Here is a 26,012-nt window from a genome sequence, read left to right on the forward strand (position 1 = left end):
TGTCTGCGGACAGGGCGGCGGTGTGACGACGGCGCGGGGTCGTGCGGGGTGGTGGCGGACTAGGGTCGGTGCCGACCGCTCCACCCCGTAGCTGCAGGAGGAACCCGTGGCTCTCGCCGCCGGTGACCAGATCCCCGACGTCACCCTGATGACCCCGTCCGCCGAGGGCCCGAAGCCGGTGCAGAGCGCCTCGGTGCTCGGCAGCGGCACCGTCGTGCTGTTCGGCGTGCCCGGCGCGTTCACCCCGGCCTGCTCCGACACCCACCTGCCGGGCTTCGTGCTGCGCCGCGACGAGCTCAAGGCCAAGGGCGTCGACACCGTCGCCTGTACCTCGGCCAACGACGCGTTCGTGCTCGAGGCGTGGGCCGAGTCCCGCGGCGCCGGCGACGCGGTGCTGATGCTCGCCGACGGCAACGCCGAGTTCGCCACGGCCGCCGGGCTGGACATGGACGGCTCGAAGTTCGGTCTCGGCACCCGCTCGAAGCGCTACGCCGCGATCATCACCGACGGCGTCGTGCGCTGGATCGGCGTCGAGGACGTCCCGTCCACCGTCGAGGTCTCCGGCGTCGAGTCGGTGCTCGCCCAGCTCTGAGCGCGACCCCCCGGACCTTCGGCGCGCGGGCCTACACTCGGCCGCGTGCCGAAGGTCCTGGGCTCGCTCGCCACGCACCGCGAGCAGGTCCGTGAGCGCGTGTTCGACGCGCTGCGCGTGCAGCTCTACGAGCGCGGCTTCGACACGGTGACCCTGTCCGGGGTCGCCACCGCCGCGGGGGTGGGCCGCTCGGCGCTCTACAACCACTTCCCCGACCGCCAGGCCCTGCTCGTCGCGTTCGTCGAGCACGAGGCGCAGCGCTACGTCGCCGAGCTGGACGCCGCGCTCGCCGACGCGCCGGGCCCGCACGAGCGCCTCGCCGCCTTCGCCCGGATGCAGCTGCGCCGCCTCGCCGAGTTCCACCTGCCGCCCGGCCAGGCACTCGCCGGTGCGCTCGACCCGGCCGCCTACCGCCGGATCGCCGCGCACGCCGACCCCATCGGGGACCGGCTGGTGGCGGTGCTGCGCGAGGGCGCGGCCGAGGGCTGCATGGTCGACGACGACCCCCGGGTGCTCGCCGCCGTCGTGGCCGGGGCGCTGTCGAGCAGGCGGATCGTCGACGTCGACCCGGCCGAGCTCGACGTCACGGTGGAGACCGCGGTCGCGGCCGTGCTGCGAGCGGTCTCGACGGTTGCGCGCGACTGAGGCTAGCCTTACCCGCGTCCGCCCCCTAGCATCGTGATCTGACACGGTGTCAGATCCGGCGCCGTGCCGTCGCACCAGACGTCACGTCACGGGAGGGCCGATGGACGCCACGACCCCCATCACGGGCACGCTGTCCGCCGATCTCCGCCAGGCCACGTGGCCGGTCCACGAGCGGGCGCACCACTGCAGCTACTTCGGGGCGTTGTTCGACGGCGCCCTGCCGCTGGGCGGCTACACCCTGCTCGCCGAGCAGTACGTCGCGATCTACACCGCGCTCGAGACGGCCGGGGACGCCCTGGCCGCCGACCCGGTCGCGGCGCCGTTCGTGATCGACGAGCTGCGCCGGGTGCCCGCCCTGCACGCCGACCTCGACGCCCTGGGCGGCGGGGTCCCCCGGATCCTCCCCGCGACCACGGCCTACGTGGCCCGGCTGCGCGCGACCGCGGCGGACCCGGCCCTGTTCGTCGCCCACCACTACGTCCGTTACCTCGGCGACCTCGCCGGCGGCCAGGTCGTCGGGAAGACCCTGCAGCGCACCTACGGCATCGACGGACCGGGTCGGCTGTTCTACGACTTCACCGCCCTCGGCAGCCCCTCGCGGTTCCGGGCCCGCTACCGCGCCCTGCTCGACGGCGCGGCCTGGACACCGGCGCAGCGCGAGCGGCTGCTCGCCGAGGCGGTGCACGCCTTCGAGCTGAACATCGCCGTGCTCGAGGAGATGGCGCAGGAGGTCGGGCTCGGCCAGCCGCTGGCGTCCTGAGCGGGGTCTCCCCCGGACGGCGGACGCGCGCTCCCTAGACTCGACGCCCGTCCCCCGACCACCGAACCCAGGAGTGTCCCGGTGTCCAGCCCCGGCATCGACCCGGACGAGCTCGCGACCGCGCTGAAGGTACTGGCCCAGGTCGACGCGCTGCCGCCCGAACACCCCGACGCCGTGGTCGTGCGGCGGGCGACCGCGGGTATCTGGAAGTCGGTCCGGCTGCGGCGCCGCGCCGAGAAGCGGCGGTCCGAGAAGGTCTCCGACGAGGCCGCCACCGCGACCGGTGCGACCGGGCGCATCGACGACGAGACCGCGGGCATCCCGCTGGTGTCGCACTCCCCCGGCGCGACCGCGGGCACGCTGCACCGCGCGCGGGGCTGCTACGTGTGCAAGACGCGCTACACCGTGGTCGACGCCTTCTACCACCAGCTGTGCCAGGACTGCGCCGCCGCGCACCGCGCCCACCGCGACGCCCGCACCGACCTGTCCGGGCGCCGCGCGCTGCTCACCGGCGGCCGCGCCAAGATCGGGATGTACATCGCGCTGCGGCTGCTGCGCGACGGCGCGCACCTGACGATCACCACCCGCTTCCCGCGCGACGCCGCCCGCCGCTTCGCCGCGCTGCCCGACGCGGCGCAGTGGCTGCACCGGCTCCGGGTGATCGGGGTCGACCTGCGCGACCCGGCCCAGGTCGTCGCCGTCGCCGACGAGGTCGCCGCCGCAGGCCCGCTGGACATCCTGGTCAACAACGCCGCGCAGACGGTGCGCCGCTCCCCCGGCTCGTACTCCGCGCTGGAGGCGGCCGAGCACGAGGAGCTCCCCGCGGGCGAGCTGCCCGAGATCGTGTCGTTCACCAGCGCCTCCCGCGAGCACCCGGTCCTGCTGGCCGGGGCGGTGCCGGGCGGCCGGGACCTGGCCGCACTGGCGACGACGGCCCGCTCGGCCTCCCCGGAGCGGATGGCGGCGGGCACCGCGGTCGACGCGGGCGGGCTGCTCCCCGACACCGCAGCGGTCAACAGCTGGGTCGACCACGTCCAGCACGTGGACCCGCTGGAGCTGCTGGAGGTGCAGCTGTGCAACCAGACGGCACCGTTCGTGCTGGTGTCCCGGCTGCGCCCGGCGATGGCGGCGTCCACCGCGCGCAACAAGTACGTCGTGAACGTCTCGGCGATGGAGGGGGTGTTCGGCCGCGGCTACAAGGGGCCCGGTCACCCGCACACCAACATGGCCAAGGCCGCGCTGAACATGCTGACCCGCACCAGCGCCGGCGAGATGTTCGCGACCGACCGGATCCTGATGACGGCGGTGGACACCGGCTGGATCACCGACGAGCGGCCGCACCCGATGAAGCTGCGCCTGGCCGAGGAGGGGTTCCACGCCCCGCTCGACCTCGCCGACGGCGCCGCCCGGGTCTACCACCCGATCGTCGCCGGCGAGTCCGGTGAGGACCTGCACGGAGTGTTCCTGAAGAACTACCGCGTGTCCTCCTGGTAGCGGGGTCTCGCCCGTCACCGTCGGGGGGCGCCGCTACCGTGCGGTGCGTGCTGGAGATCCATCGGGCCGAACGCGCCGACACCCTCGTGGAGGCGCTCGCCGACGTCCTGGCGGTCGGCTCGGGCGACCCGTTCGCCGCCGAGACCGTCGCGGTCCCCGAGCGGGGGGTGGAGCGGTGGCTGGCCCAGCGGCTCGCACACCGGCTCGGCGCGGGCACCGGCAGCGGCGGGATCTGCGCGAACGTCCGGTTCCCGGCCCCGGCCGCGCTGCTCGGCGGGGTCGTCGCGCACGTCACCGGCACCGACCCGGCGACCGACCCGTGGTCACCCGGCCGGTCGGTGTGGCCGCTGCTGGAGCTGATCGACCAGGCCGTCGCCGGGGCGGCGGACACCCGGTTCACCGCACTCGCCGCCCACCTGGAGCGGGGCGGGCACGGCCGCCGCTACGCGCTCGCCCGCACCCTGGCCGGGCTGTTCGGCTCCTACGCCACCCACCGCCCCGAGCTGCTGCGCCGCTGGCACGCCGGTCAGGACGCGGTGCCCGCCGACCTGGGCTGGCAGCCGGAGCTGTGGCGCCGGCTGCACGCCGCGCTCGGTGTCCCCGGACCGGCCGAGCGGCTCGACACCGCGGTCGCCCGGCTGCGCGCGGGCGCCGACCCGGGCCCGGAGATCGGGCCCCGGCTGTCGCTGTTCGGCCCGACCCGGCTCGCCGCCGAGCACCTCGCCGTGCTGGAGGCGCTCGCCGCGCACCGGGAGGTCCACCTGTGGCTGCCGCACCCGTCGCCCGTGATGTGGGAGGCGGTGCGCGCCGGCCGGGCGGCGGGGGTGCCGTCGCGGGCCGCCGACACCAGCGCCGAGGCCGTGCGCCACCCGCTGCTGCGCTCGCTCGGCCGCGACACCCGGGAGCTGGCGCTGCGGCTGCCCGCGGCCGGGCGCGGCGTGACCGACACCCACCACCCGGCCCCGGCCGACACCGGCCCGCCGACCCTGCTCCGCCGCCTGCAGACCGCCCTGAGCGACGACGCCGTGCCGCCCGCCCCCGCGGACCGGCCGCTGCTCGACCCGGCCGACCGCAGCGTCGCGCTGCACTCCTGCCACGGGCCGGACCGGCAGGTCGAGGTGCTGCGGGAGGTGCTGCTCGGCCTGCTCGCCGCCGACCCGGACCTGGAACCGCGCGACATCATCGTCATGTGCCCGGACATCGAGGTGTTCGCGCCGCTGATCACCGCGTCGTTCGGCCTCGCGCCGGACGCGGACACCCCGGACGGTGCCGGTCCCTCCCGCGACGAGCTGCACCCCGGGCACCGCCTGCGGGTGCGCCTGGCCGACCGCGCGCTGCGCCAGGCGAACCCGCTGCTGGGCACCGTGTCGTCGCTGCTGGAGCTGGCGGGGTCGCGGGTCAGCGCCTCCCAGGTGCTCGACCTGGTCGCCTCGGCCCCGGTGCGACGGCGCTTCCGCTTCGACGACGACGCGTTGGAGCGGGTCGCCGAGCTGGTCACCGCGGCGGGGGTGCGGTGGGGCCTCGACGCCGCGCACCGCAGGCCCTACCGGCTCGACGGCGTCGAGCAGAACACCTGGCGGGCCGGGCTGGACCGGATGCTCGTCGGCGTCGCGATGGCCGAGACCCCGGGCGCCCCGGCCTGGCTGGGCACCGCGCTGCCGCTGGACGAGGTCGACTCCTCCGACGTCGACCTGGTCGGGCGGCTCGCCGAGTTCGTCGACCGGCTCGCGACGGTGCTCGCCGCGCTGCGCGGGCCGCAGCCGTTGTCGGTCTGGGTGGACGCGCTGGCCGAGGGGCTGTCCGCGCTGACCGACACCACCCCCGCCGACGCCTGGCAGGCCGGGCAGGCCCGCGCGGAGCTGGCCGACGTCGTCGCCTCCGCGGGGCCGCAGGCCGCCACCGTCGACCTCGACCTGCCCGACGTGCGCGGGCTGCTCGCCGAGCGGCTGCGGGGGCGGCCCAGCCGGGCGGACTTCCGGACCGGCACGCTGACCGTCGCGACGCTGGTGCCGATGCGGGCCGTCCCGCACAAGGTGGTGTGCCTGCTGGGCTGCGACGACGGGGTGTTCCCCCGCGCCGGTACCCCCGACGGGGACGACGTGCTGGCCCGCGACCCGGTGGTCGGTGAGCGCGACCCGCGCGGGGAGGACCGCCAGCTGCTGCTCGACGCGATCTGCTCGGCCACCCGGCACCTGGTCGTGGTGTCGTCCGGGGCCGACGAGCGCACCGGCGCCGACCGGCCGCCGTCGGTGCCCGTCGGGGAGCTGTGCGACGCGATCGACGCCTGCGTGCGGACCGGGTCGGGCAGGACGGCGTCCCGGGCGTTGCGGGCGCGGCACCCCTTGCAGCCCTTCGACCCGCGCAACTTCGCCACCGGCGAGCTGCTGGCCGAGGGTCCCTTCAGCTTCGACCGGGCCGCGCTGCGCGGCGCCGAGGCCGCGGCCGGGCCGCGCACCGTCGTCCCGCTGTTCGGCACGACCCCGCTGCCGCCGCCCGAGGAGCCGCCGGACGGCGTGGTCGACCTCGACGAGCTGGTCGCGTTCGTCGAGCACCCGGTGCGGGCCTTCCTGCGCCAGCGGGTGCGGGTGCTGCCGCCGGAGGAGAACGTCGAGCCCGACGACGCGCTGCCGGTCGAGCTCGACGGCCTGGCCACGTGGAGGATCGGGGACCGGCTGCTGGCCGACCGGCTGGCCGGCGCCGCGCCGCAGGCCGTCGCCCGGGCCGAGACGCTGCGCGGGGACCTGCCGCCCGGCGGGATCGGGCACCGGGTGCTGACCGAGGTCGGCGGGCAGGTCGAGCCCCTGGTCGCCGCCGCCGCGGCGGTCGCGACCGGCGAGGCGGGCTCGCAGGACCTCGTCGCACAGCTCACCGGCACGCCCGAGGACGGCCGGGCCGTCGCCGGGACGGTGCCGGGCCTGCACGGCGACGTCGTGGTGCGGGTCGAGTACTCGCGGCTCAAGGCCAAGCACCGGCTGCGCGCGTGGGTGCAGCTGCTCGCGCTGGCCGCCGCCCATCCCGACCGGCCCTGGACCACCGTGACCGTCGGGCGCGGGCCCGGCGGCGCCGCCCGCTCGGTACTGGGCCCGGTCGAGCCGGGGCTGGCCCGCCGTACCCTGGCCGACCTGGTCGCGCTGCGTCGCGAGGGGCTGCGGGCACCGCTGCCGCTGCCGACCGACGCCGCCGCCGTCTACGCCCGCAACCGTGCCCGCGGGGTGGTCCCGGCCAACGCGTTCGCCGCCGCGGAGAGCGAGTGGTCGCGCTTCGAGCACACCGAGGCCCCGCACGTCTTCGTCCGGGGCGCCGCCGGGGGCCCCCTGGTGGTCCGTCCCGAGCCCGGCGCCGGGGCCGAGCCCACCCGCTTCGGGGAGCTCGCCGTGCGGCTGTGGGCACCGCTGCTCGACCACGAGAGGCAGGACGCGCCGTGAGCACGAGTCTCCTGTCCGCACCGACCTTCTCCGTCGACGGCCCGCTGCCGACCGGCACCGTGGTGCTGGAGGCGAGTGCGGGGACGGGCAAGACCTACACGATCGCCGCGCTGGCGACCCGCTACGTCGCCGAGGGCGTCGCCGACCTGGATCGGCTGATGCTGGTCACCTTCGGCCGCGACGCCACCCAGGAGCTGCGCGAACGGGTCCGGGAACGCCTGGTCGGCACCGAACGGGCGCTGGCCGCCGTGCTCGCCGGCGCCAGCCCGCCCGCCCGCGACGCCGACCCGGTCGTCGCGCACCTGGCCGCGACCGACCCGGCCGAGCTGGAGCGGCGCCGGGACCGGCTGGCGGCGGCGTCGGCGTCCTTCGACGCGGCGACCATCGCCACCACCCACCAGTTCTGCATGCAGATGCTCGCCGGGCTGGGCGTGGCCGGGGACAACGACCCGGACGCGGAGTTCGTCGACCACGTCGACGACGTGGTCACCGAGGTCGTCGACGACTTCTACGTGCGCAAGTACGCCGCCCCGAACGCCGGCCGCCCGGCGTTCGACCGGGCCGCGGCCCTCGCGCTGGCCCGGCGCGCCGTCGGCGACCCGCAGGCCGAGCTGGAGCCCCGCGACGCCGACCCGGCCACCCCGGCCGCGACCCGCCACGGCTTCGCCACCGCGGTGCGCCGGGAGGTCGACGCCCGCAAGCGCCGCTCACGCATCTACAGCTACGACGACATGCTCACCCGGCTCGCCGCGGCGCTGCGGGACCCGGTCCGCGGCCCCGCCGCCCGGGAACGGCTGCGGTCGCGGTTCTCGGTGGTGCTCGTCGACGAGTTCCAGGACACCGACCCGCTGCAGTGGGAGATCCTCTCCCTGGCGTTCCACTCCGCCCCGGACACCACCCTGGTCCTGATCGGCGACCCCAAGCAGGCCATCTACGCCTTCCGGGGCGCCGACGTGCACAGCTACCTGCGGGCCGCCGAGGAGGCGGCGGCCACCCGCACCCTGTCGACCAACCGCCGCAGCGACGCCGCCCTGCTCACCGCTCTGGACGGGGTGTTCGGCGAGGCCGCCCTCGGCGACACCGGGATCGTCGTGCACCCGGTCCAGGCCCACCACACCGGCCGACGGCTCACCGCCCGCCACGACGCCCCGCTGCGGCTGCGGCTGGTCGACCGGGACCGGCTCGACCTGACCGGGCGCGGCCTGGCCCGGGCCAAGGGCGCCCGTGCGGTCGTGGCGCGTGACGTCGCCGTCGACCTGTCCCGGCTGCTCGACGGCACCGCCACGTTCGCGGGCGGACGGCTGCGTCCCGGGCAGGTCGCGGTGCTGGTCCGGACCAACGCCCAGGGGCTGCTGGTGCGCGACGCCTGCGCCGCGGCCGGGGTCCCCGCCGTGCTCACCGGCTCGACCAGCGTCTTCACCACGCCGGTGGCCGCGGAGTGGCTGACGCTGCTGGAGGCCGTCGAGCAACCGCAGCGCTCGATGCGGCTGCGCGCCGCGGCGCTGACCCGCTTCGTCGGCCACACCGTGGCCGACCTCTGCGGGCCCGACGCCGAGCGCCTGGTCGACCAGCTCGGAGCGGACCTGCGCGCCTGGCACCAGGTCCTCGCCGAGCGCGGGGTCGCCGCCCTGCAGGAGGCGGTGTTCGCCCGCTACGCCCCCGCCGAGCGGCTGCTGCGCAGCCCCGACGGGGAGCGCGACCTGACCGACGTACGGCACGTCGGCCAGGTGCTGCACTCCGCGGCGCTGGAGCGCCACCTGGGCCCGACCGCGCTCACCGAGTGGCTGCGGCACCGGATCGGCGAGGCCGCCCGCGACACCTCCGCCGAACGGAGCCGCAGGCTGGAGTCCGACGCCGACGCCGTCCAGATCGTCACGGTGCACCGGTCCAAGGGGCTCGAGTTCCCGGTGGTGTACCTGCCGTTCGCGTGGGACCGCTGGGTCGACGACCGGCCCGAGACGCTGCTCTACCACGACACCCCCGCCGGTGGGGACGGGCAGCGACGGCTCCTCGACGTCGGCGGGTCGACCGGTCCGGACCGCACCCGGCGGATCGTGCTGCACCAGGCTGAGGAGGCGGGCGAGGACCTCCGGCTGCTCTACGTGGCGCTCACCCGCGCCTGCAGCCAGGTCGTCGCCTGGTGGGTCCCGGGGACGACGACCGCGGCGTCGTCGCTGCACCGGGTGCTGTTCGGGCACGCCGGCCCCGGCGTGGAGCCCGCGGCGACCGCGAAGGTCCCGGGCGACGCGAACGCGCTGGCGTTCCTGCGCGACCGGCTCACCCCGGCCGGCGCGTCGGTGGAGACCCTGCACGACCGCGACCCCGCCGAGCGCGTGCCGGAGCCGCCCCGCGACGGGCTGGCCGTCGCGACGTTCGCCCGCGCCCTCGACACCGCGTGGCGACGCACGTCCTACACCGCGCTGACCGCGGCCGCCCACGCCGCGCACCATCCGCACCCGGCCCTCGACACCGAGCCGGAGCCGGCCGCGACCGCACCGGGGGTGCTGACCGAGCCCGAGGACGAGGGCATCGTCGACGAGCCCTCCGCCCCGCCACCCGGTGCGGGGCCGGTCGCGTCCGCGGCGCCGGACGGGGCCGACCCGGCGGCGTTCCCCTCCCCCATGGCCGCCCTCCCCTCGGGCACCGGGTTCGGCACCCTGGTGCACGCCGTGCTGGAGCACCTCGACACCACCACGGCCGCCGACGGCGACCCCGCGCTGCGCGCGGAGGTGGTCGCACACGTCACCGAGGAGCTGCGCCACCAGCCCGCCGACCTCGACCCCGACGAGCTCGCCGAGGCACTCGTCCCGGTTCTGCGGACCCCGCTCGGGCCGATCGCGTCCGGGCTGGCGCTGGCCGACGTCGCACCGCAGGACCGGTTGTCCGAGCTCGACTTCGAGCTGCCGCTGTGCGGCGGGGACACCCCCTCGGGGCGGCTCACCCTGTCCGGGCTCGCCGCCGCCGTGCGCAGGCACCTGGGCCCCGGCGACCCGCTGCACGGCTACGCCGACCTCCTCGACTCCCCCGACCTCGCCGGACAGCCGCTGCGCGGCTACCTCACCGGCAGCATCGACTCGGTGCTGCGGGTGCGGGACGCGACCGGCGAACGGTTCCTCGTGGTCGACTACAAGACGAACTGGCTGGGGCCGGTCGGACCGTCCGGGCGGGACCCGCTGACGGCGGCGCACTACACCGCCGACCGGCTGGCCGCGGCGATGGCCGATGCGCACTACCCGCTGCAGGCGTTGCTCTACGCCGTCGCGCTGCACCGCTTCCTGCGGTGGCGACTGCCCGGCTACGACTCGCAGGTCCATCTCGGCGGGGTCGGATACCTGTTCCTGCGCGGTATGTGCGGCCCGGACACCCCGGTCACCGGGTCCGGTCCACTGGCCGCACCGTGCGGTGTGTTCGCCTGGCGACCGCCCGCCGCCCTGGTCGAGGAACTGTCGGAGCTGCTGGACGGAGGCACCCCGTGACGACCGCACCCCCTGCCCCGGCGACGACGGCGCCGGCGGCCCCCGAGCGGGACCCGTTCGGTCCGCGGGCGGCACGCACCGCGACCGGGGTGCTCGCCGCGTTCAACGAGGCCGAGATCCTGGCCCCGGGCGACGTGCACGTCGCCCGGCGGCTCGCGGCGCTGGGCGGGCGCGGGGACCCGACCGGTGCCGGCGACCCGGCCGCCGCCGAGCCCGGACCGGTGGTGCTCGCCGCGGCGCTCGCCGTGCGCGCGATCCGCAACGGGTCGGTGTGCGTGGACCTGGCGAGTGCCGCGACCACGACCGCCGGGGAGGGCGAGGTCGCCGTCGACGTGTCCGGGCTGCCGTGGCCGGAGCCCGCCGCCTGGCGTGCGGAGTGCGCGGCCAGTCCCCTGGTCGCGCTCGGCGAGGACGGTCCCGCCGGGCGACCGCTGCGCCTGCTCGGTGACCTGCTCTACCTGGAGCGCTACTGGCAGGAGGAGGAGCTGGTCCGCCGCGGGTTCACCACGCGTGCCGGACCGGTCGCGGCCGTCGACCCCGACCGGTTGTGCGCGGCGCTGGACCGGCTGCTCGGCGACCCGGGTGCCGAACGGCAGCGCCTCGCGGCCGCGGTGGCGGCGCTGCGGCCGGTCACCGTCATCGCCGGCGGCCCCGGCACGGGCAAGACGACGACGGTCACGGCGCTGCTCGCCGTCCTGCACGACCTGCACCGCGCCACCGCCCCGCCCGGGGCACCGGACCTGCGGGTGGCGCTCGCCGCGCCGACCGGGAAGGCCGCGGCCCGGCTGACCCAGTCCGTCGCGGAGGCCCACCGGAGGCTGCCCGACGCCGACCGGGCCGCCGTCGCGGGGGCCACGGCGTCGACGCTGCACCGGTTGCTGGGCTCGCGCGGCACCTCGGGCCGGTTCCGCCACCACCGCGGCAACCGGCTTCCGCACGACGTCGTGGTCGTCGACGAGACGTCGATGGTGTCGCTGACGATGATGGCGCGGCTGCTGGAGGCCGTCCGCCCCGACGCCCGGCTGGTGCTGGTCGGCGACCCGGACCAGCTCGCCTCGGTGGAGGCCGGTGCGGTGCTCGGCGACCTGGCCGCCGCCCGTGGCCCGGCCGAGCCCGCCCTGCAGGAGGCGCTGACCGCCTGCGGCGCGTTCCGCGTGGACCGGTCCGTGCCGGCCTCCGGTGCCGGGGCCGCCCCGGCGCCCGCCGAGCCCGGGCCGCCCGTCGTCGTGCGCAACGGGGTGGTGCGGCTGCACCGCAACTGGCGCTTCGGCGGCACGATCGCGGAGTTCGCCGCCGCCGTCCAGGGCGCCGACGCCGACGCCGCCGTCGCACTGCTCCGCGGTGGCGCGGCCGATCTCTCCTTCGTCGACGGCGACGCCGCCGAGATCGAACCGCGCCGGCTGGACACCTTCCGCCAGGACGTGACCCGGGCGGCGGTGGACGTCATCGGTGCGGCCGAGTCGGGGGACTCCGCGCAGGCCCTGCGGGTGCTCGACGACCACCGTGTCCTCTGCGCGCACCGGCGCGGCCCGCACGGGGTGACCCGCTGGACCGCCGAGATCGAGCGGTGGGTCGAGACCGAGCGGCCCGGCTTCGCCGCCGAGGCCCCCTGGTACCCGGGCCGTCCGCTGCTGGTCACCACGAACGACTACGACCTGGGCCTGTTCAACGGCGACACCGGGGTCGTGGTCCGGACCGCGGCCGGCCGCCGCGCGGTGTTCGCCCGCGACAACTCCTCCGTCGCGTTCGAGCCAGCCCGCCTGGGCGGGGTCGGCACCGTCCACGCGATGACGGTGCACCGCAGCCAGGGCAGCCAGTTCAAGCGGATCACCGTGGTGCTGCCGCCCGCGGACTCGCCGCTGATGACCCGCGAGCTGCTCTACACCGCCGTCACCCGGGCGAAGGAGTCCGTGCGGATCATCGGCACCGAGGAGGCGGTACGTGCCGCGATCGCACGCCCGGCCGGGCGTGCGAGCGGACTGCAGCAGCGCCTCGGGACCTGAGGTCCCGGGCCGGCGCGGGCACCGTCAGGCGGCGGGCGGGGCCTGCTGCTTCTGCCTGCGGCTCGCCTGGAACGACACGAACACGACCAGCGCCAGGCTGATCCACAGCGCGTACCTGTCGATGGCCAGCACCACGTCCACCGCCTGCTGCCCGAGCCCGAACCCCAGGCCCGCGACCAGCCCGGTGATCAAGGCGGCGCCGATCGCGTCGAACAGCAGGAAGGTCGCGAGCCGCATCCTCCCCAGCCCGGCGACGGCGAACACGGCGGCGGCCGGGATGCCGGGCAGCGCGGCCGCGACCACCACGATCGGCATCGCCCACCGCGGCCAGCTGCGGATCCGGCCGACGAACCGGGTCGCGAGGTCACCGGGCGCCCACAACGCGATGATCTTCTCGCCCCACCTGCGCCCGGCGAGCCAGAACAGCCAGTCGAACTTGATCATCCCGAACACGCCGGCGGCGATCACGAGCCACAGGTCCGCCTCGCCGATCCTGGCGAACGCCGCGCCCGCACCGACGGCCGACAGGCTGCCGGTCACAGCGGCCAGCAGCACCGGGTGCGACGCCAGCAGGAACGGCCGCAGCGGCATCGTCAGCAGCATGAACGCGAGCAGGCCGAGCGTGGAGAAGACGAGCACCTTGTCGCCCCGCGACATCGGGTGGTCCCACGGCATCGCGTCGCGCCACGCCTGCTTGCCCGCCTCGATCTCCGCCGGGCTGTGGTGGCGCCGCCACCACCGCGTCCGCGCGGGGGCCGTGCCGTCCCGGCGGTCCGTGCCGTCCTCGCGGACAGCGTCGAACCCGCCGCCTCCCGCCCGTGCGGCCGGCCGGGTGTGGTCGCTCGTCATCGTCGTCCCCTCGTCCGATGGCGTTCCATCCGAACACGACCGTAGGCGGGCCGGGGTCGGGCCCGGATCCACAGTGAGGACGAGATGCCCGCCGTCCCGCTCCTCGTCCGGGCGGAGGAGGAATCCGCTCGGCGGCGGCCCGCGGCGCGGCTAGGCTCCCGCGCCGTGCCGCCGTCCGTCACACCGGCCGACGGGCCGTCGCTCGACGCCCCCGTCACCCTGCGCCCGCTGGTGCGGGCCGACCTGCCCCTGCTGCAGCGCTGGCTGGCGGCGCCGCACGTGCACCGGTGGTGGTTCCACGAGACCACCGACGAGGCACTGGAACGCGACTTCGGGGCCGGCCTGCGCGGCGAGGAGCCGGGCGAGGACCTCGTCGTCGAGCTCGGCGGCGTCGCGGTCGGGCTGGTGCAGCGCGCCCGCTGGCAGGACTACCCCGACGAGGTCGCCACGATCGCCCCGGTCCTCGCGCTCCCGCCCGGCGCACTGACCGTCGACTACCTCGTCGGCCCGGTGGAGCTGACCGGGCGCGGACTGGGGCCACGGATCATCGGCGCGGCCGTCGACGGGGGCTGGGTCCGGTACCCGGACGCGACGGCGGTCGTCGTGCCGGTCGTGGCGGGGAACCGGGCGTCGTGGCGGGCGCTGGAGAGGGCCGGGTTCCGGCGGGTCGCGACCGGTGAGCTGCCCCCGGACAACCCGGCCGACCCGCCGCTGTCGCACGTCTACCGGCTGGACCGGCCCCCGGGTCCGCGATGATGTCCCCATGCCTCCCGTGACCAGTGCCGGACTCCTGCTGCACCGGCAGGGCGCCGACGGCCCCCAGGTACTGCTCGGCCACATGGGCGGACCGTTCTGGGCCCGCAAGGACGACCACGCCTGGTCGCTGCCCAAGGGCGAGCACGGCCCCGACGAGACCCCGCTCGACGCCGCCCGCCGCGAGTTCACCGAGGAGATCGGGATCCCGCCGCCGGGCGGCGAACCGGTCGAGCTCGGGACGGTCCGCCAGTCCCGCAAGACCGTCACCGCGTTCGCGCTGGACGGCTCCGCCTTCACCGGCGCCGACGCCGTCGCCGACCGTCCCGACGACGGCAGCTGGGTCCAGATGGAGTGGCCACCCCGCTCCGGGCGCACCGTGCGTTTCCCCGAGCTGGACCGGGCCGCGTGGTTCGACCTCGCGACCGCGCGGCAGAAGATCGTGAAGGGGCAGGTGCAGCTGCTGGACAGGTTGGCGGAGCTGCTCGGCGGGTAGTCGGCCACCATGGCGAGCAGCATCGAGGACGACGAGATGTACGAGCGCCTCCGCGAGGAGGGCAACTCCAAGGAGAAGTCCGCGCGGATCGCGAACGCCGCGGCCGCCGAAGGGCGCGACACCGTCGGCAGGCGCGGCGGCGAGCACGGCGACTACGAGGACCAGACCAAGGACGAGCTCTACGCCCAGGCGCAGAAGGTCGGCATCCCCGGTCGCTCGGACATGACCAAGGACGAGCTGATCCGGGCCCTGCGCGAGCACTGACATCATCGGGGCATGAGCCGCCGTCACGACCACGACACCGGGGGCGACCCCGCGACCCTGGCCCGCAAGGCCGAGCTGCGTGACGAGGTCTGGAGCGCGCTCACCGAGCAGAAGGCCTCCCGTTTCCCCGGCGCGCGGAACCGGATCTCGAACTTCGTCGGTGCCGAGGCCGCGGCCCGCCGGCTGCGCGAGCTGGAGGTCTGGCGGGCCGCGGGAACCGTCAAGTCCAACCCGGACTCGGCGCAGCTCCCGGTGCGGCAGTACGCGCTCGAGGACGGCAAGACGGTCTACATGGCCGTCCCGAGGCTGGCCGAGGCCGACCCGTTCTTCCTGCTCGACCCCGACCACCTCGCCGACCCGCCGCGCCGGGCGGTCTCGATCACGAACGCCACCCGCTCGGCCCGCCGGGTCGCCGTCGCGGACCTGGAGCCGGTCGACCTCATCGTCACCGGCTGCGTCGCGGTCGGCGTCGACGGCGCGCGGCTGGGCAAGGGCGGCGGGTTCGCCGACCTGGAGTTCGCGCTGGCCCGCGCGGCCGGTCTGATCTCCGACGACACGCTGGTCGTCACGACCGTGCACGAGCTGCAGGTGCGCGACGCCGATGTCGTCCCGTGGGCCGGTCACGACGCACCGGTCGACCTGATCGTCACCCCGGACCGGGTCGTCGACTGCCGGGAACACCGGCGCAGGCGCCCCGAGGGCGGCATCGTGTGGGACGCGCTCACCGAGGAGAAGATCGCGGCCATCCCGCTGCTGGGACGGCTGCGGGAGGAGGCACGCGCATGAGGATCGTCTGCGAGCGCGGCGACATCACCGAGGCCCGGGTCGACGCCGTCGTCAACGCCGCCAACTCCGGCCTGCGTGGCGGGGGCGGTGTGGACGGTGCCATCCACCGGCGCGGCGGCCCCGCGATCCTCGCCGAGTGCGAGCGGCTGCGCGCCACGGACCTGCCCGACGGGCTGCCCACCGGCCACGCCGTCGCGACGACCGCCGGGAACCTGCCCGCCCGCTGGGTGATCCACACGGTCGGGCCGGTGCACGCGAAGGGCGAGGACCGCTCCGCCCTGCTGGCGAGCGCCTACCGGGAGTCGATGCGCGTCGCGGACTCCCTCGGCGCCCGCACCGTCGCCTTCCCCGCCGTCTCGGCCGGGATCTACGGATGGCCGATCGACGACGCCGCCCGGATCGCCGTCGGCACCGTCCGGGAGGTCGCCGGCGCGGGCACCGGTGTCGAGGAGGTGCGGTTCGTGCTCTTCGGTGACGACGTCCTCGCCGCGTTCGAGACCGCCCTAGGCTGACCCCATGATCACCGTGAACGGCCACACCCCGCAGGTCCACGACCAGGCCTGGGTGGCGCCCGGCGCCGTCCTCGCCGGCGAGGTGAGCGTCGGCGCGGAGACCGGGATCTGGTACACCTGCGTCCTGCGGGCCGATCTGGCCCCGATCACCGTGGGCGCGCGCACCAACGTGCAGGACGGCTCGGTGCTGCACGCCGACCCCGGCTTCCCCCTGGTCATCGGCGACGGCGTGACCATCGGCCACCGCGCGGTCGTACACGGCTGCACGGTCTCCGACGACGTGCTGATCGGCATGGGTGCGGTGCTGATGAACGGGGTGCACGTCGGCGCCGGGTCGCTGATCGCCGCGGGGGCGGTCCTCACCCAGGGCACGGTCGTGCCCCCCGGGTCGCTGGTCGCCGGGGTGCCGGGGAAGGTGCGCCGGGAGCTGAGCCAGGCCGAGCGCGACTCGATCCCGCTCTCCGCCGCCGCCTACGTGCACCTGCTGGGCCTGCACCGCGACGCGAACGCCTGACCGTCCGCCGCCTGCCCGGCAGCCGGGCACCACTCGCCGCGGCGGGCTCGTGCTGAAGGCGATCCTCACCTGGCTACGAGAGTTGGAAGACACGCCTTGGTCGTCACGCCACGCCGCGCACGAGCGGCTGCCGGCCGGCGCGCCCTGTTCCGGTCCTGGTTCAGGGCCGCATGGCGGATTCATGCCGTCTCAGGTACCTTGCCGTACATGGTTCCTGGCGGTGCAGGGAAGTCGATGAGCGAGCTGCGCCGCGGCTCTGTCGTCTTCTGCGTGCTGGCGCTGCTGGACGTCCGGGAGCGCTATGCCGTCGAGCTGGTGTCCGAGCTGGCCGCCAGCGACGCGCTCGCCGCCGGCCAGGGAACGATCTACCCGCTGCTGTCCCGGCTGCGTTCGGACGGGCTGGTCAGCACGACCTGGCAGGAGTCCCCGGTGGGGCCGCCGCGCCGCTACTACCGTCTGACGGAGTCCGGCGCGCAGGCGTTGACGACGTTCCGCGGTGAGTGGGCGCGGTTCCGCGACGCGGTGGACGGCCTGCTTCTGGAGGGACGGACATGACCGGTGAGCCCACCCCCGCACACGAGGTGGTCGAGCGCTACCTGTCGCGACTGCGTTCGGCGACCGCCGACCTGCCCGACGCCCAGCGCACCGAGCTGCTGGCCGACATCCGGGCCCACCTGGCCGAGGTCGTACCCGAGGGCTCTGACGAGCTGACCGCCCGGCGCGCGATCGACGCGCTCGGCGCACCCGAGCAGGTCGCCGCAGCCGCCCTGGCCGAGAGCGATGCGCCCTCCGGCGACGGGGTGGCTCGGCGGGGAGCAGGTTCGGCGCAGGCGTTCGACATCGTCGCCGTTCTGCTGCTGTTCCTGGGCGGGTTCGTGGTGCCGGTCATCGGCTGGGTCGTCGGGGTCGTGATGCTGTGGACGAGCCCACGCTGGGAGACCAGGGACAAGTGGTGGGGCACGCTGGTCGTTCCGGGCGTGATCGTGCTCGGCTTCCTGTCACTCGCGTGGTCGGACGGGCTCGGTCTCGACCGGTCCTCGTGGCTCGTCATCGGGCTGCTTGCCCTCGGCGCGCTGGCCTGGGGCTCGTGGCGGCTGCTCACACGCCGCCACGAGGCCCTGGGCCCGGGCTCCGTGGCGGGTACCTAGCGCAACGCGCCGGACCCGCCCCGGAGCCGGGTGTCGGCACTACTCGGGATACCGGCGACGAGGCCGGCACGAGCCAGGCCGCTCCGCCTGTGCCGACTCCGTCAGCAGACCTCACCAGTCGAGACGACGGGATCGGCAGGCGGTCGGCCACCGGCCTTCGACAGGGTCGACCACCGCGGGCGCAACGTCGTCGAACGCGGTTCTGCGACCTCAAGCAGTGGCGCGGTCTCGCGACCCGCTACGACGAGTTCGACCTGACCTACCGCCTCGGGGCCGTACCGGAGGCGATCATCACCTGGCTACGGGCGTGGGGAGACTCGCCCTAGTACTCCAGCCGCACTTCGTTAGCTGAGCTGTCTTCGTCGTCGATAGTGGCTTTCGCGGGCTCGGTGTTGGTGGCGACGTCGCCAGGTCGACCAGGCCCAGCACGGCGCCTGGGTGGGAATGTGGATCAGAGGTGCCAGGAGACGTCGGATCTCGGCGAGGGTGAGCGGGATGAGCCCGTGATCAGGTCTTTTGGGGCGATCGCCGCGGTGACCGAGAGGTAGGCGTGGGCGAGAATAGCCAGGGTGACGTGGCGGTACCAGGCGTCGTAACGCCGCACTTGATAGTGGTCGAGCCCGACCTCGTTCTTCGCGGTCTGGAAGCACTCCTCGATCGCCCACCGCGGGCCGGCGACGCGGATGAGATCGTCGTCGGTGGTGCCGGGCGGGCCGGCGCACAGGTAGTAGGCCAGATCGGGCTCCTCGCCGGCGGAGAGCTGTGTGTCGGTGAGGATCTGACGTCGGACCAGTAGCCATCGGCCCCATCCGGCCGGGGCGTTCTCGGGCGGATACAGCGAGGCCACGGCCCAGTCGTAGAAGCGTTCTCCCTTCACACCCGGACCGGCTGAGCGGCGCTTCCACGCCCGTCCGGGAGCGCGGGCGACCAGGTCGTCGGCCCGTCGTGAGCCGCTGATCTGACAGATGTCGGCGTCCAGGGACAACGGGACGGACTGGCTGCGCGGAACCGCGACGACGTAGCCGATCCGGCGCTGCTCGCACCAGGTGCGGAACTTGTAGTCCTGCCCGTATGCCTCGTCCGCGGTCACCCATCCTGCGGGAACCCCGGCATCGAGGGCACGGCCGAGCATTTCCTTGGCCAGCGTGGCCTTGGTGGCGAACTCGATCTCCTCAGGCACCGCCGCGGCTCGGCAGCGTTCCCGATCACCGGTCCAGGACTTGGGCAGGTAGAGCTCGCGGTCGATCAACGTCCGGCCCTTGCTCGTGGCATAGGCACAGAAGACTCCGAGCTGGCAGTTCTCCACCCGCCCGGCAGTGCCCGAGTACTGGCGCTGCACCCCCGCCGACTTCGTCCCCTTCTTCAGGAACCCGGTCTCATCGACGATCAGCACCCCACCGGACTCGCCGAGGTGCTCGACGACGTAATCCCGCAGGTCATCACGGACACCGTCGACATCCCAGGTCGCGGAGTTGAGCAGCCGCTGCATCCCATCCGGAGTCGTGTCACCGGCGACCTCGGCCAGCGTCCACCCGTTCTTCCCCGCCAACGGCGCCAACAACCCCCGCACATACGCCCGCGCCCGACGCCGCGGTTCCGTCCGGAAGAACCGGCCCGCCACCAGCCCGAACAGCCCATCCAGGCCACCGGCCCACGCCTCGAGATCCTCCTCCACCTGCACAAGATCGAAGCTTAGCGCACATCAACATCACAAACTGCGGCTGGAGTACTAGGGCGCGTCTCCTAACCCGGCTGGTCGGGCCTGCGCGATGATCAGTAGGTGTCGCGCCGTGCCGTCCTGACCGATGCCCAGTGGGACCGACTCGAGCCGTTACTGCCCTCGTCGGACGGGATGCCAGGGCGCCCGTTCGCCGATCACCGCAGAGTGATCGAGGGGATCATCTACCGGTTCCGCTGCGGGCTGGCCTGGCGTGATGTCCCGGTCGAGTTCGGGCCGTGGCAGACCCTATGGAAACGCCACCGCCGCTACTGCGGTGACGGCACCTGGGACCAGGTTCTCGCAGCTCTGCTCGCCGATGCCGACTCCGCCGGTCTCGTGGACTGGGCCGTGTCGGTCGACTCGACGATCATCCGCGCTCACCAACACGCCGCGACCCTGCAGCGAGACACAGGGGGCCGGATCGAACTACAAGAATCTGCTGATCGAGCCACCCGATCACGCCTTGGGCCGCTCCCGCGGAGGGCTCGGCACGAAGATCCACCAGCTCGTTGACGGACACGGCCGCCCGCTGGTCGTACTCGTCGGCCCCGGACAGGCCGGTGACGCCCCGATGTTCGCGCACCTGATGTCACATCTGAGCGTCGGACGGGTCGGTCCGGGCCGACCGCGGACCCGACCCGAGCGGGTCCGCGCAGATAAGGCCTACTCCTCACGCGCCATCCGCGCCCACCTGCGCAGACGACGGATCGTCGCGGTCATCCCGGAGCCGGCTGACCAGCAGGGACACCGGAAACGACGCGGCACACGCGGCGGCCGACCACCAGCGTTCGACCGGGTCGACTACCGCGGCCGCAACGTCGTCGAACGCGGGTTCTGCGAGGTCAAGCAGTGGCGCGGCCTCGCGACCCGCTACGACAAACTCGCCCTGACCTACCGCGGCGGAGTTGCACTGAAGGCCATCGTCACCTGGTTGCGCACTTTAGGAGACACGCCCTAGGACACACCGAGGGTCCGCACCACGACGGTCGCGATGTCCTGGGCGGAGCGGCCGGCGTGCCCCGCCGGGAGCACCAGATGACTGACGGTGAGCCGGGATGCGGTCTCCGCGGCGAGCCGCACGTCCTGCTCGCGAGCCCCGGGCCGGACCCGGCGCAGGTAGCCTGCGGACCGCTCGGCCGCCGCCGCGATGATCGGGCCGGAGTCGGCGCCGAACGCGGACGGGACCGCCGCGTCGCCGCGGAGCAGGGCCTTGAGCAGCGGGTTCTCGGCTCCCTCGGTGAGAGCGGCGCCGACGGCCGCGACCCAGGCCGCGTGCAGGTCGGTCTCGCCCTCGAGCGCGGCCTCGATCCGGTCGAGGAACCGGTCGGTGGCCCGCAGCACCAGGGCGGCGGCGAGCCCGTCGCGGTCGCCGAACTCGCTGTAGAGGGTCTGCCGGCTGACCCCGACCCGGCGGGCGAGCTCGGGCATCGACGGGCGTTCCCCCGCGACCGCGAGCTGTTCGGCGACGTCGAGCACCTCGCCGCGCAGCTCGACGCGGGCCCGCCGCGCCATCGTCCGCCGCTCGCTCATGGCCGACATCATGACACGGTCCGTCCATCGTCTGGACAGTTTCGCCAGAAGTGTCTAACTTCTGCCGGGACACCGCCGTCGACGTCCGAGGAGCAAGCCCGTGAAGCTGGTGCAGCAGGCGCGTGAGCGCTGGTCGTCCGTCCTCACCCTGCCCGCACCCGAGGCGGTCGACCGGTCGCTGCTGACCGGCGCGGTGCGGGGCCGGCGCCCGGCGGCGTTCGGCCCGGCCCCCGAGGGCCTGCGCGAGGTGCCCGGCGACGACGGGCTGCCCGTCCTCGGCCACGCCCTGACCTACGTCCGGTTCGGGCACCGGTTCACCCGGGCACGCTCCGAGGCGCTCGGTCCGGTCTGGTGGATGCGCACCCCGAACGGCCGGGCGATCGTGGTGAGCGGCCCCGCCGCGACCCGGGAGGTGCTGACCAACCGGGACAAGGCGTTCTCCCAGGAGGGTTGGCGGGCGACGGTCGACGCGTTCTTCCACCGCGGTCTGATGCTGCTGGACTTCGACGAGCACCGCGCGCACCGGCGGATCATGCAGGAGGCGTTCACCGCGGACCGGATCGCCCACTACGTCGAGGCGACCACCCCGGTCGTCCGCGAGGTGCTGCCCACGTGGCCGGAACGGCTGCGGCTCTACCCGGCGCTCAAGCGGCTCACCCTGGACGTCGCGCAGGCGGTGTTCATGGACGCCAGGTCCGGCCCGGAGGCCGAAGCGGTGAACCGGGCGTTCGTCGACTGCGTCCGGGCGGCGAACTCCTTCGTGCGCAAGGACCTGCCCGGGACCCGCTGGCGGCGCGGGCTGCGCGGGCGGGTCGTGCTGGAGGACTGGTTCCGGGAGAACCTGGCGGCCAAGCGTGCCGGTCGGGGCACCGACCTGTTCTCGGCGCTGTGCCACGCCCGCACCGACGACGGCGAGACGTTCTCCGACGACGACGTCGTCAACCACATGATCTTCCTGATGATGGCCGCGCACGACACCTCGACCACCACCACGGCCTCGGCGGCGCACCACCTCGCCCGCAACCCGGTGTGGCAGGAACGCTGCCGTGCCGAGTCCGACGCGCTCGCCGAGCGGATCGGGGACCGCGCCCCGACCGTGGCCGAGCTGCGCGAGCTGACCTCGCTGGACCTGGTGATCCGGGAGGCGCTGCGGCTCGACGCACCGGTCCCGCTGGTCATGCGGACGGCGGTGCAGGACACCGCGGTGGCGGGGCACCACGTGCCGGCGGGGACGCGGGTCGTCGTCGCGCAGGCGGTGAACCACTACGACCGGTCCTGCTGGACCGAGCCCGAGCGCTTCGACCCGGAGCGGTTCGGGCCCGACCGCCGCGAGGACCGCTCCGACCGCGACGCGTGGGTCCCGTTCGGCGGCGGCGTGCACAAGTGCATCGGACTGCACTTCGGGACGCTGGAGGTCACCGCGATCCTGCACGAGATGCTGCGCCGGTACCGGTGGAGCGTCGACCCGTCCTACCGGCTGCGCTGGGACAACACCTCGCTGCCGGTGCCGGTGGGCGGTATTCCGGTGCGGCTCAGCCCCCGCTGACGGCCCACTCGTCGCGGGCGATCCGCACGGCCAGCTCCAGCAGCGCGACGGCGGCGCCGTGCAGCCGCTCCCCCACCGCGCGGTCCGCCTCGCCCGCGGCGACCCGTGCCCGGGTGCCCTCCAGCACGACGCCCAGCTTGAACGCGGCCAGCCCCGCGTACCAGGTGATCACGGTGGTGTCGCGGCCGCCGGCGTCGGCGTAGGCCGCGACGAGCTCGGCCCGGGTGGGGAGCCCGCCGTACCCGGCGAGCTCGGTCCCGGCACCGAACCCGACGGGGTCGACCGGCCAGGTCACCAGCAGCCAGCCGAGGTCCAGCAGCGGGTCGCCGACGGTGCACATCTCCCAGTCGACGAGTGCGGCGACCCGCGGCCGGGTGCGGTCCAGCAGCACGTTGTTCAGGTGCAGGTCCCCGTGCGCGACGCCCGGTTCCGGCTCGGGCGGGCGGTGCCGGGTCAGCCAGTCCGCGGCCACGGCCACGTCGGGCAGGTCGCCCGGGTCGTAGCCGGGTACGTCGCGGTAGGACGCGAGCTGCGCGGTCCATCGCGGTACCTGCCGCTCCAGGAACGGGCCGGGACGCCGCAGCCCGGCCAGTCCGACGGCGACCGGGTCCAGGCGGCCGAGCCGGGCCGCGGCACGGGCCACGTCGAGCACCGCGCCGTGGCGCAGCGCGGGGTCCGACGCCTGTTCGGGCGACACCCGCTCGCCGGGGTTGACGCCGTCCACGTCGGACATCAGGTAGAACGGCTGACCGAGCACGCCGGCGTCGGTGCAGGCCGCGACCAGCTCCGGGTGCGGCACCCCGGTGCCGCGCAGCGCACCGAGGACGGTGATCTCACGGGCGATCGTGCGGGCGGACTCCGGCCGCGGGTGCACCGGCGGACGCCGCAGGACCAGCCGCCGGCCACCGACGACGGTCCGCAGCACCACGTTCTGGGTGCCGCCACCGACCGGTTCCAGCTCCCCCGACCAGTCCCCCAGACCCTGCTCGCGCAGCCAGGCCCCGAGCGCGACGCGGTCGACCACCTCGACCGGGGAGATCACGTCAGGACGTCCCGGAGCTCCCGGCGTTCCACTCGTGGTCCTTCCGGTCCTCGGACTCCGTGCGCTCCTTGGCGATCTCCAGCGCGCGGGCCGCGGTGGCCCGGTCCGGGTACGGCCCCAGCCGGTCGGCCGACCGGCAGCCCTCCGCGGTCTCCACCGTGCCGTGCTTGAGGCAGTAGAACCATTGCTCGTCGCTCATGGGACCACCCTGGCACCGATCCCCCCGCCTGTCTCCCGCCGCGCCCGGTCCGTCGATGGCAGTCTGGGGGTATGGCACTGGTGCTCGGGGTGGACTCGTCCACCCAGTCCTGCAAGGTCGTCGTCCGTGACGCCGACACCGGCGAGCTCGTCCGTTCCGGGCGCGCCACCCACCCGGACGGCACGGAGATCGCGCCCCGCCTCTGGTGGGAGGCGCTGCAGGCCGCGATCGACGACGCGGGCGGCCTCGACGGCGTCGCCGCGCTGTCGGTCGCGGGCCAGCAGCACGGCATGGTCTGCCTCGACGAGCACGGCGAGGTCGTGCGCGACGCGCTGCTGTGGAACGACACCCGCTCCGCCCCGGCCGCCCGCGATCTCGTCGAGGAGTTCGGCGCGCAGCAGTGGGCGGAGACGACCGGTGTCGTCCCGGTCGCCTCGATCACGCTGGCCAAGCTGCGCTGGCTCGCCGCACACGAGCCCGACCACGCCGCGCGCACCGCGGCGGTGTGCCTGCCCCACGACTGGCTGACCTGGAAGCTGCGCGGTGGCGGGGCGCCCGGCGGCATCGGGCTCGACCAGCTCGTCACCGACCGGTCCGACGCCTCGGGCACCGGCTGGTTCGACGGCGTCGACTACCGCCCGGAGCTGCTGGCACGCTTCTTCGGCTCGACACCGGTGCTGCCGCGGGTGCTCGGCCCGGCCGAGTCCGTCGAGAGGCCGGGCGGGATCCGGGTCGGGGCCGGCGCCGGGGACAACGCGGCCGCGGGGCTGGGCGTCGACGCCGGCGACGACGTCGTCGTCTCGCTGGGGACCTCCGGCACGGTGTTCGCCCGCTCGCAGCGTCGTGCCCAGGACCCGTCGGGGATCGTCGCCGGGTTCTCCGACGCGACCGGCGCCTACCTCCCGCTGGTCTGCACGCTGAACGCCTCCCGGGTGCTCGACGCGACCCGGCGGCTGCTCGGCGTCGACCACGACGAGCTGGGCCGCCTCGCGCTCGCCGCCGAGCCGGGTGCGGGCGGTCTGGTCGTCGTGCCCTACCTGGAGGGCGAGCGGACCCCGAACCTGCCCGACTCGACGGGCGCGCTGCACGGCTGGACGCTGGCGTCGGGGACCCGGGAGAACCTGGCCCGGGCCGCGATCGAGGGCATGCTGTCCGCGCAGCGGGTCGGGCTGGAGGCGCTGCGCGAGCAGGGTGTCACCGTGTCCGGGGTGACCCTGGTCGGTGGGGCGGCCCGCTCCGAGGCGGTCTGCCGGATCGCCGCGCAGGTGTTCGAGGTGCCGGTGCGGGTGCCCGAACCCGGTGAGTACGTCGCCGACGGTGCCGCCTGTCAGGCCGCGTGGGCGCTGCAGGGCGGGGCGACGCCGCCGTCGTGGAGCGCCGCGTCGGAGCCGGCGCGCTACGAGGCCGAGCCCGCCCCGGCGGCGTGGGATCGCTACCGGGAGGCCGCCGAGGCGTTCCTGGACCGGGTCCCGGAATGACCCCCGAGGGCCCGAAACGGCTCCTGGTCCTCGGCAAGATCACCGACATCCTGGACGCGTTCACCCTGCAGCGACCGGTCCTCGGTCTGGGCGAGATCCAGCAGTCCACCGGCATCCCGACCTCGACGGTGCAGCGCCTGGTGTCCAACATGGTCGCCGAGGGCCTGCTCGACCGGGTCGGCGACCGGGTCCGGATCGGGATACGGATGGCCTACTGGGCCGGGGCCGCCGCCCGCGGGGTCGACCTGCTGGAGCTGGCCGGGCCGCTGCTGCGCGAGCTGCGCGACACCACCGGGGAGACGGCGTCGCTGTTCCGGGCCGAGGCGGGGCGGCACCGGGTGTGCGTCGCCGTCGCCGAGACCCGGCACGCGCTGCGCCGGGAGATGCACGTCGGCAAGGTCATCCCGCTGCACACCGGGTCGGCGGGCCGTGTCCTGCTCGCGTGGGCCTCCGAGCTGGCAGCCGAGGTGCTGGCCGGCCCGCTGCCGTCGCTGACCGAGTACACCGTGACCGACCCGGAGGCGCTGCGCGCGCTCCTGGACGACACCCGTCGCGACGGGTTCGCGATCACCGTGGCCGAGCGCGACGACGGCGGCTCGGGACTGTCCGCGCCGGTCTTCGACCACGCCGGGGAGGTCACCGCGGCGCTCACGATCAGCGGACCCACCATCCGGTTCGGCCGGTCGGAGTGCGAGAAGAGCGTGGACCTGCTGGTGGGCGCCGCGGACCGGCTGACCCGGACCCTCGGCGGCCGCCCGCCGGGTTGAGCCGGCACACCCG

General features: G+C 75.1%; 23 protein-coding genes and 1 pseudogene. 19 read left to right on the top strand and 5 right to left on the bottom strand.

From position 1 onward, the window contains the following. Positions 1 to 106: 106 nt before the first annotated feature. The 7 genes from KPF47_RS20395 to recD all read left to right on the top strand — a co-directional run bounded on the left by KPF47_RS20395 (position 107) and on the right by recD (position 12,395). Positions 107 to 592 (top strand): peroxiredoxin, encoded by a 486-nt coding sequence (locus KPF47_RS20395; RefSeq protein WP_224390328.1) that lies wholly within the window; start codon positions 107 to 109, stop codon positions 590 to 592. A 45-nt stretch (positions 593 to 637) separates the two neighbouring features. Next, on the top strand, positions 638 to 1,237 hold the full coding sequence (locus tag KPF47_RS20400) for a TetR/AcrR family transcriptional regulator (protein ID WP_224390330.1): 600 nt from the start codon (positions 638 to 640) through the stop codon (positions 1,235 to 1,237). A gap of 100 nt (positions 1,238 to 1,337) precedes the next feature. Next, positions 1,338 to 1,997: a heme oxygenase (biliverdin-producing) gene (locus tag KPF47_RS20405; protein WP_224390332.1), complete on the top strand. Its 660-nt coding sequence runs from the start codon at positions 1,338 to 1,340 to the stop codon at positions 1,995 to 1,997. An 81-nt stretch (positions 1,998 to 2,078) separates the two neighbouring features. Next, positions 2,079 to 3,491 carry an SDR family NAD(P)-dependent oxidoreductase gene (locus KPF47_RS20410; protein ID WP_224390334.1) on the top strand — a complete coding sequence of 471 codons (1,413 nt, stop codon included), beginning with the start codon at positions 2,079 to 2,081 and terminating at the stop codon, positions 3,489 to 3,491. Positions 3,492 to 3,538: 47 nt separating this feature from the next. Continuing rightward, positions 3,539 to 6,916 carry an exodeoxyribonuclease V subunit gamma gene (gene recC, locus KPF47_RS20415; protein WP_224390335.1) on the top strand — a complete coding sequence of 1,126 codons (3,378 nt, stop codon included), beginning with the start codon at positions 3,539 to 3,541 and terminating at the stop codon, positions 6,914 to 6,916. Then, entirely contained in the window at positions 6,913 to 10,392 is a 3,480-nt protein-coding gene (locus KPF47_RS20420) for a UvrD-helicase domain-containing protein (protein WP_224390336.1), read from the top strand. The genes recC and KPF47_RS20420 overlap by 4 nt, the downstream gene beginning before the upstream one ends. Beyond that, complete coding sequence (gene recD, locus KPF47_RS20425) at positions 10,389 to 12,395, top strand: exodeoxyribonuclease V subunit alpha (RefSeq protein ID WP_224390337.1); 2,007 nt, start codon at positions 10,389 to 10,391, stop codon at positions 12,393 to 12,395. Before KPF47_RS20420 ends, recD begins: the two co-directional genes overlap by 4 nt. A 24-nt stretch (positions 12,396 to 12,419) precedes the next feature. On the opposite strand, the gene KPF47_RS20430 is transcribed toward recD, so the two are convergent. Beyond that, positions 12,420 to 13,244: a DedA family protein gene (locus tag KPF47_RS20430; RefSeq protein ID WP_224390338.1), complete on the bottom strand. Its 825-nt coding sequence runs from the start codon at positions 13,242 to 13,244 to the stop codon at positions 12,420 to 12,422. Positions 13,245 to 13,409: 165 nt separating this feature from the next. Between KPF47_RS20430 and KPF47_RS20435 the strand changes: the two genes are divergently transcribed. The 8 genes from KPF47_RS20435 (at position 13,410) to KPF47_RS20470 (ending at position 17,717) form a co-directional block, all read left to right on the top strand. After that, on the top strand, positions 13,410 to 14,000 hold the full coding sequence (locus KPF47_RS20435; protein WP_224390339.1) for a GNAT family N-acetyltransferase: 591 nt from the start codon (positions 13,410 to 13,412) through the stop codon (positions 13,998 to 14,000). A gap of 7 nt (positions 14,001 to 14,007) precedes the next feature. Then, complete coding sequence (locus KPF47_RS20440) at positions 14,008 to 14,493, top strand: NUDIX domain-containing protein (protein WP_224390340.1); 486 nt, start codon at positions 14,008 to 14,010, stop codon at positions 14,491 to 14,493. 9 nt (positions 14,494 to 14,502) lie between these two features. Then, on the top strand, positions 14,503 to 14,757 hold the full coding sequence (locus KPF47_RS20445) for a Rho termination factor N-terminal domain-containing protein (RefSeq protein ID WP_224390342.1): 255 nt from the start codon (positions 14,503 to 14,505) through the stop codon (positions 14,755 to 14,757). Between the two features lie 12 nt (positions 14,758 to 14,769). Next, positions 14,770 to 15,543, top strand: coding sequence for a 5-formyltetrahydrofolate cyclo-ligase (locus tag KPF47_RS20450; protein WP_224390343.1), 774 nt, complete (start codon positions 14,770 to 14,772; stop codon positions 15,541 to 15,543). Then, positions 15,540 to 16,055, top strand: a complete 516-nt coding sequence (locus tag KPF47_RS20455; protein WP_224390344.1) for an O-acetyl-ADP-ribose deacetylase — start codon at positions 15,540 to 15,542, stop codon at positions 16,053 to 16,055. The genes KPF47_RS20450 and KPF47_RS20455 overlap by 4 nt, the downstream gene beginning before the upstream one ends. A gap of 4 nt (positions 16,056 to 16,059) precedes the next feature. Beyond that, positions 16,060 to 16,569: a gamma carbonic anhydrase family protein gene (locus KPF47_RS20460; protein ID WP_224390345.1), complete on the top strand. Its 510-nt coding sequence runs from the start codon at positions 16,060 to 16,062 to the stop codon at positions 16,567 to 16,569. A gap of 234 nt (positions 16,570 to 16,803) precedes the next feature. Then, complete coding sequence (locus KPF47_RS20465; protein ID WP_224390346.1) at positions 16,804 to 17,124, top strand: PadR family transcriptional regulator; 321 nt, start codon at positions 16,804 to 16,806, stop codon at positions 17,122 to 17,124. Continuing rightward, positions 17,121 to 17,717, top strand: a complete 597-nt coding sequence (locus tag KPF47_RS20470; protein WP_224390347.1) for a hypothetical protein — start codon at positions 17,121 to 17,123, stop codon at positions 17,715 to 17,717. The genes KPF47_RS20465 and KPF47_RS20470 overlap by 4 nt, the downstream gene beginning before the upstream one ends. A 451-nt stretch (positions 17,718 to 18,168) precedes the next feature. Here the strand turns inward: KPF47_RS20470 and KPF47_RS20480 are convergent, their stop codons facing one another. Then, entirely contained in the window at positions 18,169 to 19,392 is a 1,224-nt protein-coding gene (locus tag KPF47_RS20480; RefSeq protein ID WP_374108788.1) for an IS701 family transposase, read from the bottom strand. 105 nt (positions 19,393 to 19,497) lie between these two features. Here KPF47_RS20480 and KPF47_RS20485 point away from each other — a divergent pair. Beyond that, a pseudogene (locus tag KPF47_RS20485) lies at positions 19,498 to 20,395 on the top strand (IS5 family transposase). Here KPF47_RS20485 and KPF47_RS20490 read toward each other — a convergent pair. Continuing rightward, positions 20,392 to 20,967, bottom strand: coding sequence for a TetR family transcriptional regulator (locus KPF47_RS20490; protein WP_224390348.1), 576 nt, complete (start codon positions 20,965 to 20,967; stop codon positions 20,392 to 20,394). The pseudogene KPF47_RS20485 and the gene KPF47_RS20490 sit on opposite strands and share 4 nt — an antisense overlap. A 100-nt stretch (positions 20,968 to 21,067) precedes the next feature. Here KPF47_RS20490 and KPF47_RS20495 point away from each other — a divergent pair, with 100 nt between their 5' ends. After that, a complete protein-coding gene (locus tag KPF47_RS20495) occupies positions 21,068 to 22,513 on the top strand; it encodes a cytochrome P450 (RefSeq protein ID WP_224390350.1) in 1,446 nt (481 codons plus the stop codon). Here the strand turns inward: KPF47_RS20495 and KPF47_RS20500 are convergent. Both KPF47_RS20500 and KPF47_RS20505 read right to left on the bottom strand, forming a co-directional pair. Beyond that, on the bottom strand, positions 22,500 to 23,555 hold the full coding sequence (locus KPF47_RS20500) for a phosphotransferase family protein (protein ID WP_224390351.1): 1,056 nt from the start codon (positions 23,553 to 23,555) through the stop codon (positions 22,500 to 22,502). The two genes, KPF47_RS20495 and KPF47_RS20500, sit on opposite strands and share 14 nt — an antisense overlap. 1 nt (position 23,556) lies before the next feature. Beyond that, entirely contained in the window at positions 23,557 to 23,754 is a 198-nt protein-coding gene (locus KPF47_RS20505; RefSeq protein ID WP_224390353.1) for a hypothetical protein, read from the bottom strand. A 71-nt stretch (positions 23,755 to 23,825) separates the two neighbouring features. On the opposite strand from KPF47_RS20505, the gene xylB reads away from it, so the two are divergent. Both xylB and KPF47_RS20515 read left to right on the top strand, forming a co-directional pair. After that, on the top strand, positions 23,826 to 25,232 hold the full coding sequence (xylB, locus tag KPF47_RS20510) for a xylulokinase (RefSeq protein ID WP_224390354.1): 1,407 nt from the start codon (positions 23,826 to 23,828) through the stop codon (positions 25,230 to 25,232). Next, the gene (locus tag KPF47_RS20515) at positions 25,229 to 25,999 is read left to right on the top strand and encodes an IclR family transcriptional regulator (protein ID WP_224390356.1); all 771 of its coding nucleotides are present in this window, start codon (positions 25,229 to 25,231) and stop codon (positions 25,997 to 25,999) included. The genes xylB and KPF47_RS20515 overlap by 4 nt, the downstream gene beginning before the upstream one ends. Positions 26,000 to 26,012 lie beyond the last annotated feature (13 nt).

The organism is Pseudonocardia sp. ICBG1293, from assembly GCF_020131355.1.
Taxonomy (GTDB): Bacteria; Actinomycetota; Actinomycetes; order Mycobacteriales; family Pseudonocardiaceae; genus Pseudonocardia.

What these genes read in the sequence shown, in the direction of transcription:
- KPF47_RS20405 (WP_224390332.1), top strand. Translation starts at nt 1,338, where the DNA reads ATGGACGCCACGACCCCCATCACGGGCACGCTGTCCGCCGATCTCCGC.
- KPF47_RS20430 (WP_224390338.1), bottom strand. Translation starts at nt 13,244, where the DNA reads ATGACGAGCGACCACACCCGGCCGGCCGCACGGGCGGGAGGCGGCGGG.
- KPF47_RS20440 (WP_224390340.1), top strand. Translation starts at nt 14,008, where the DNA reads ATGCCTCCCGTGACCAGTGCCGGACTCCTGCTGCACCGGCAGGGCGCC.
- KPF47_RS20445 (WP_224390342.1), top strand. Translation starts at nt 14,503, where the DNA reads ATGGCGAGCAGCATCGAGGACGACGAGATGTACGAGCGCCTCCGCGAG.
- KPF47_RS20450 (WP_224390343.1), top strand. Translation starts at nt 14,770, where the DNA reads ATGAGCCGCCGTCACGACCACGACACCGGGGGCGACCCCGCGACCCTG.
- KPF47_RS20455 (WP_224390344.1), top strand. Translation starts at nt 15,540, where the DNA reads ATGAGGATCGTCTGCGAGCGCGGCGACATCACCGAGGCCCGGGTCGAC.
- KPF47_RS20460 (WP_224390345.1), top strand. Translation starts at nt 16,060, where the DNA reads ATGATCACCGTGAACGGCCACACCCCGCAGGTCCACGACCAGGCCTGG.
- KPF47_RS20465 (WP_224390346.1), top strand. Translation starts at nt 16,804, where the DNA reads ATGAGCGAGCTGCGCCGCGGCTCTGTCGTCTTCTGCGTGCTGGCGCTG.
- KPF47_RS20470 (WP_224390347.1), top strand. Translation starts at nt 17,121, where the DNA reads ATGACCGGTGAGCCCACCCCCGCACACGAGGTGGTCGAGCGCTACCTG.
- KPF47_RS20490 (WP_224390348.1), bottom strand. Translation starts at nt 20,967, where the DNA reads ATGAGCGAGCGGCGGACGATGGCGCGGCGGGCCCGCGTCGAGCTGCGC.
- KPF47_RS20505 (WP_224390353.1), bottom strand. Translation starts at nt 23,754, where the DNA reads ATGAGCGACGAGCAATGGTTCTACTGCCTCAAGCACGGCACGGTGGAG.
- xylB (WP_224390354.1), top strand. Translation starts at nt 23,826, where the DNA reads ATGGCACTGGTGCTCGGGGTGGACTCGTCCACCCAGTCCTGCAAGGTC.
- KPF47_RS20515 (WP_224390356.1), top strand. Translation starts at nt 25,229, where the DNA reads ATGACCCCCGAGGGCCCGAAACGGCTCCTGGTCCTCGGCAAGATCACC.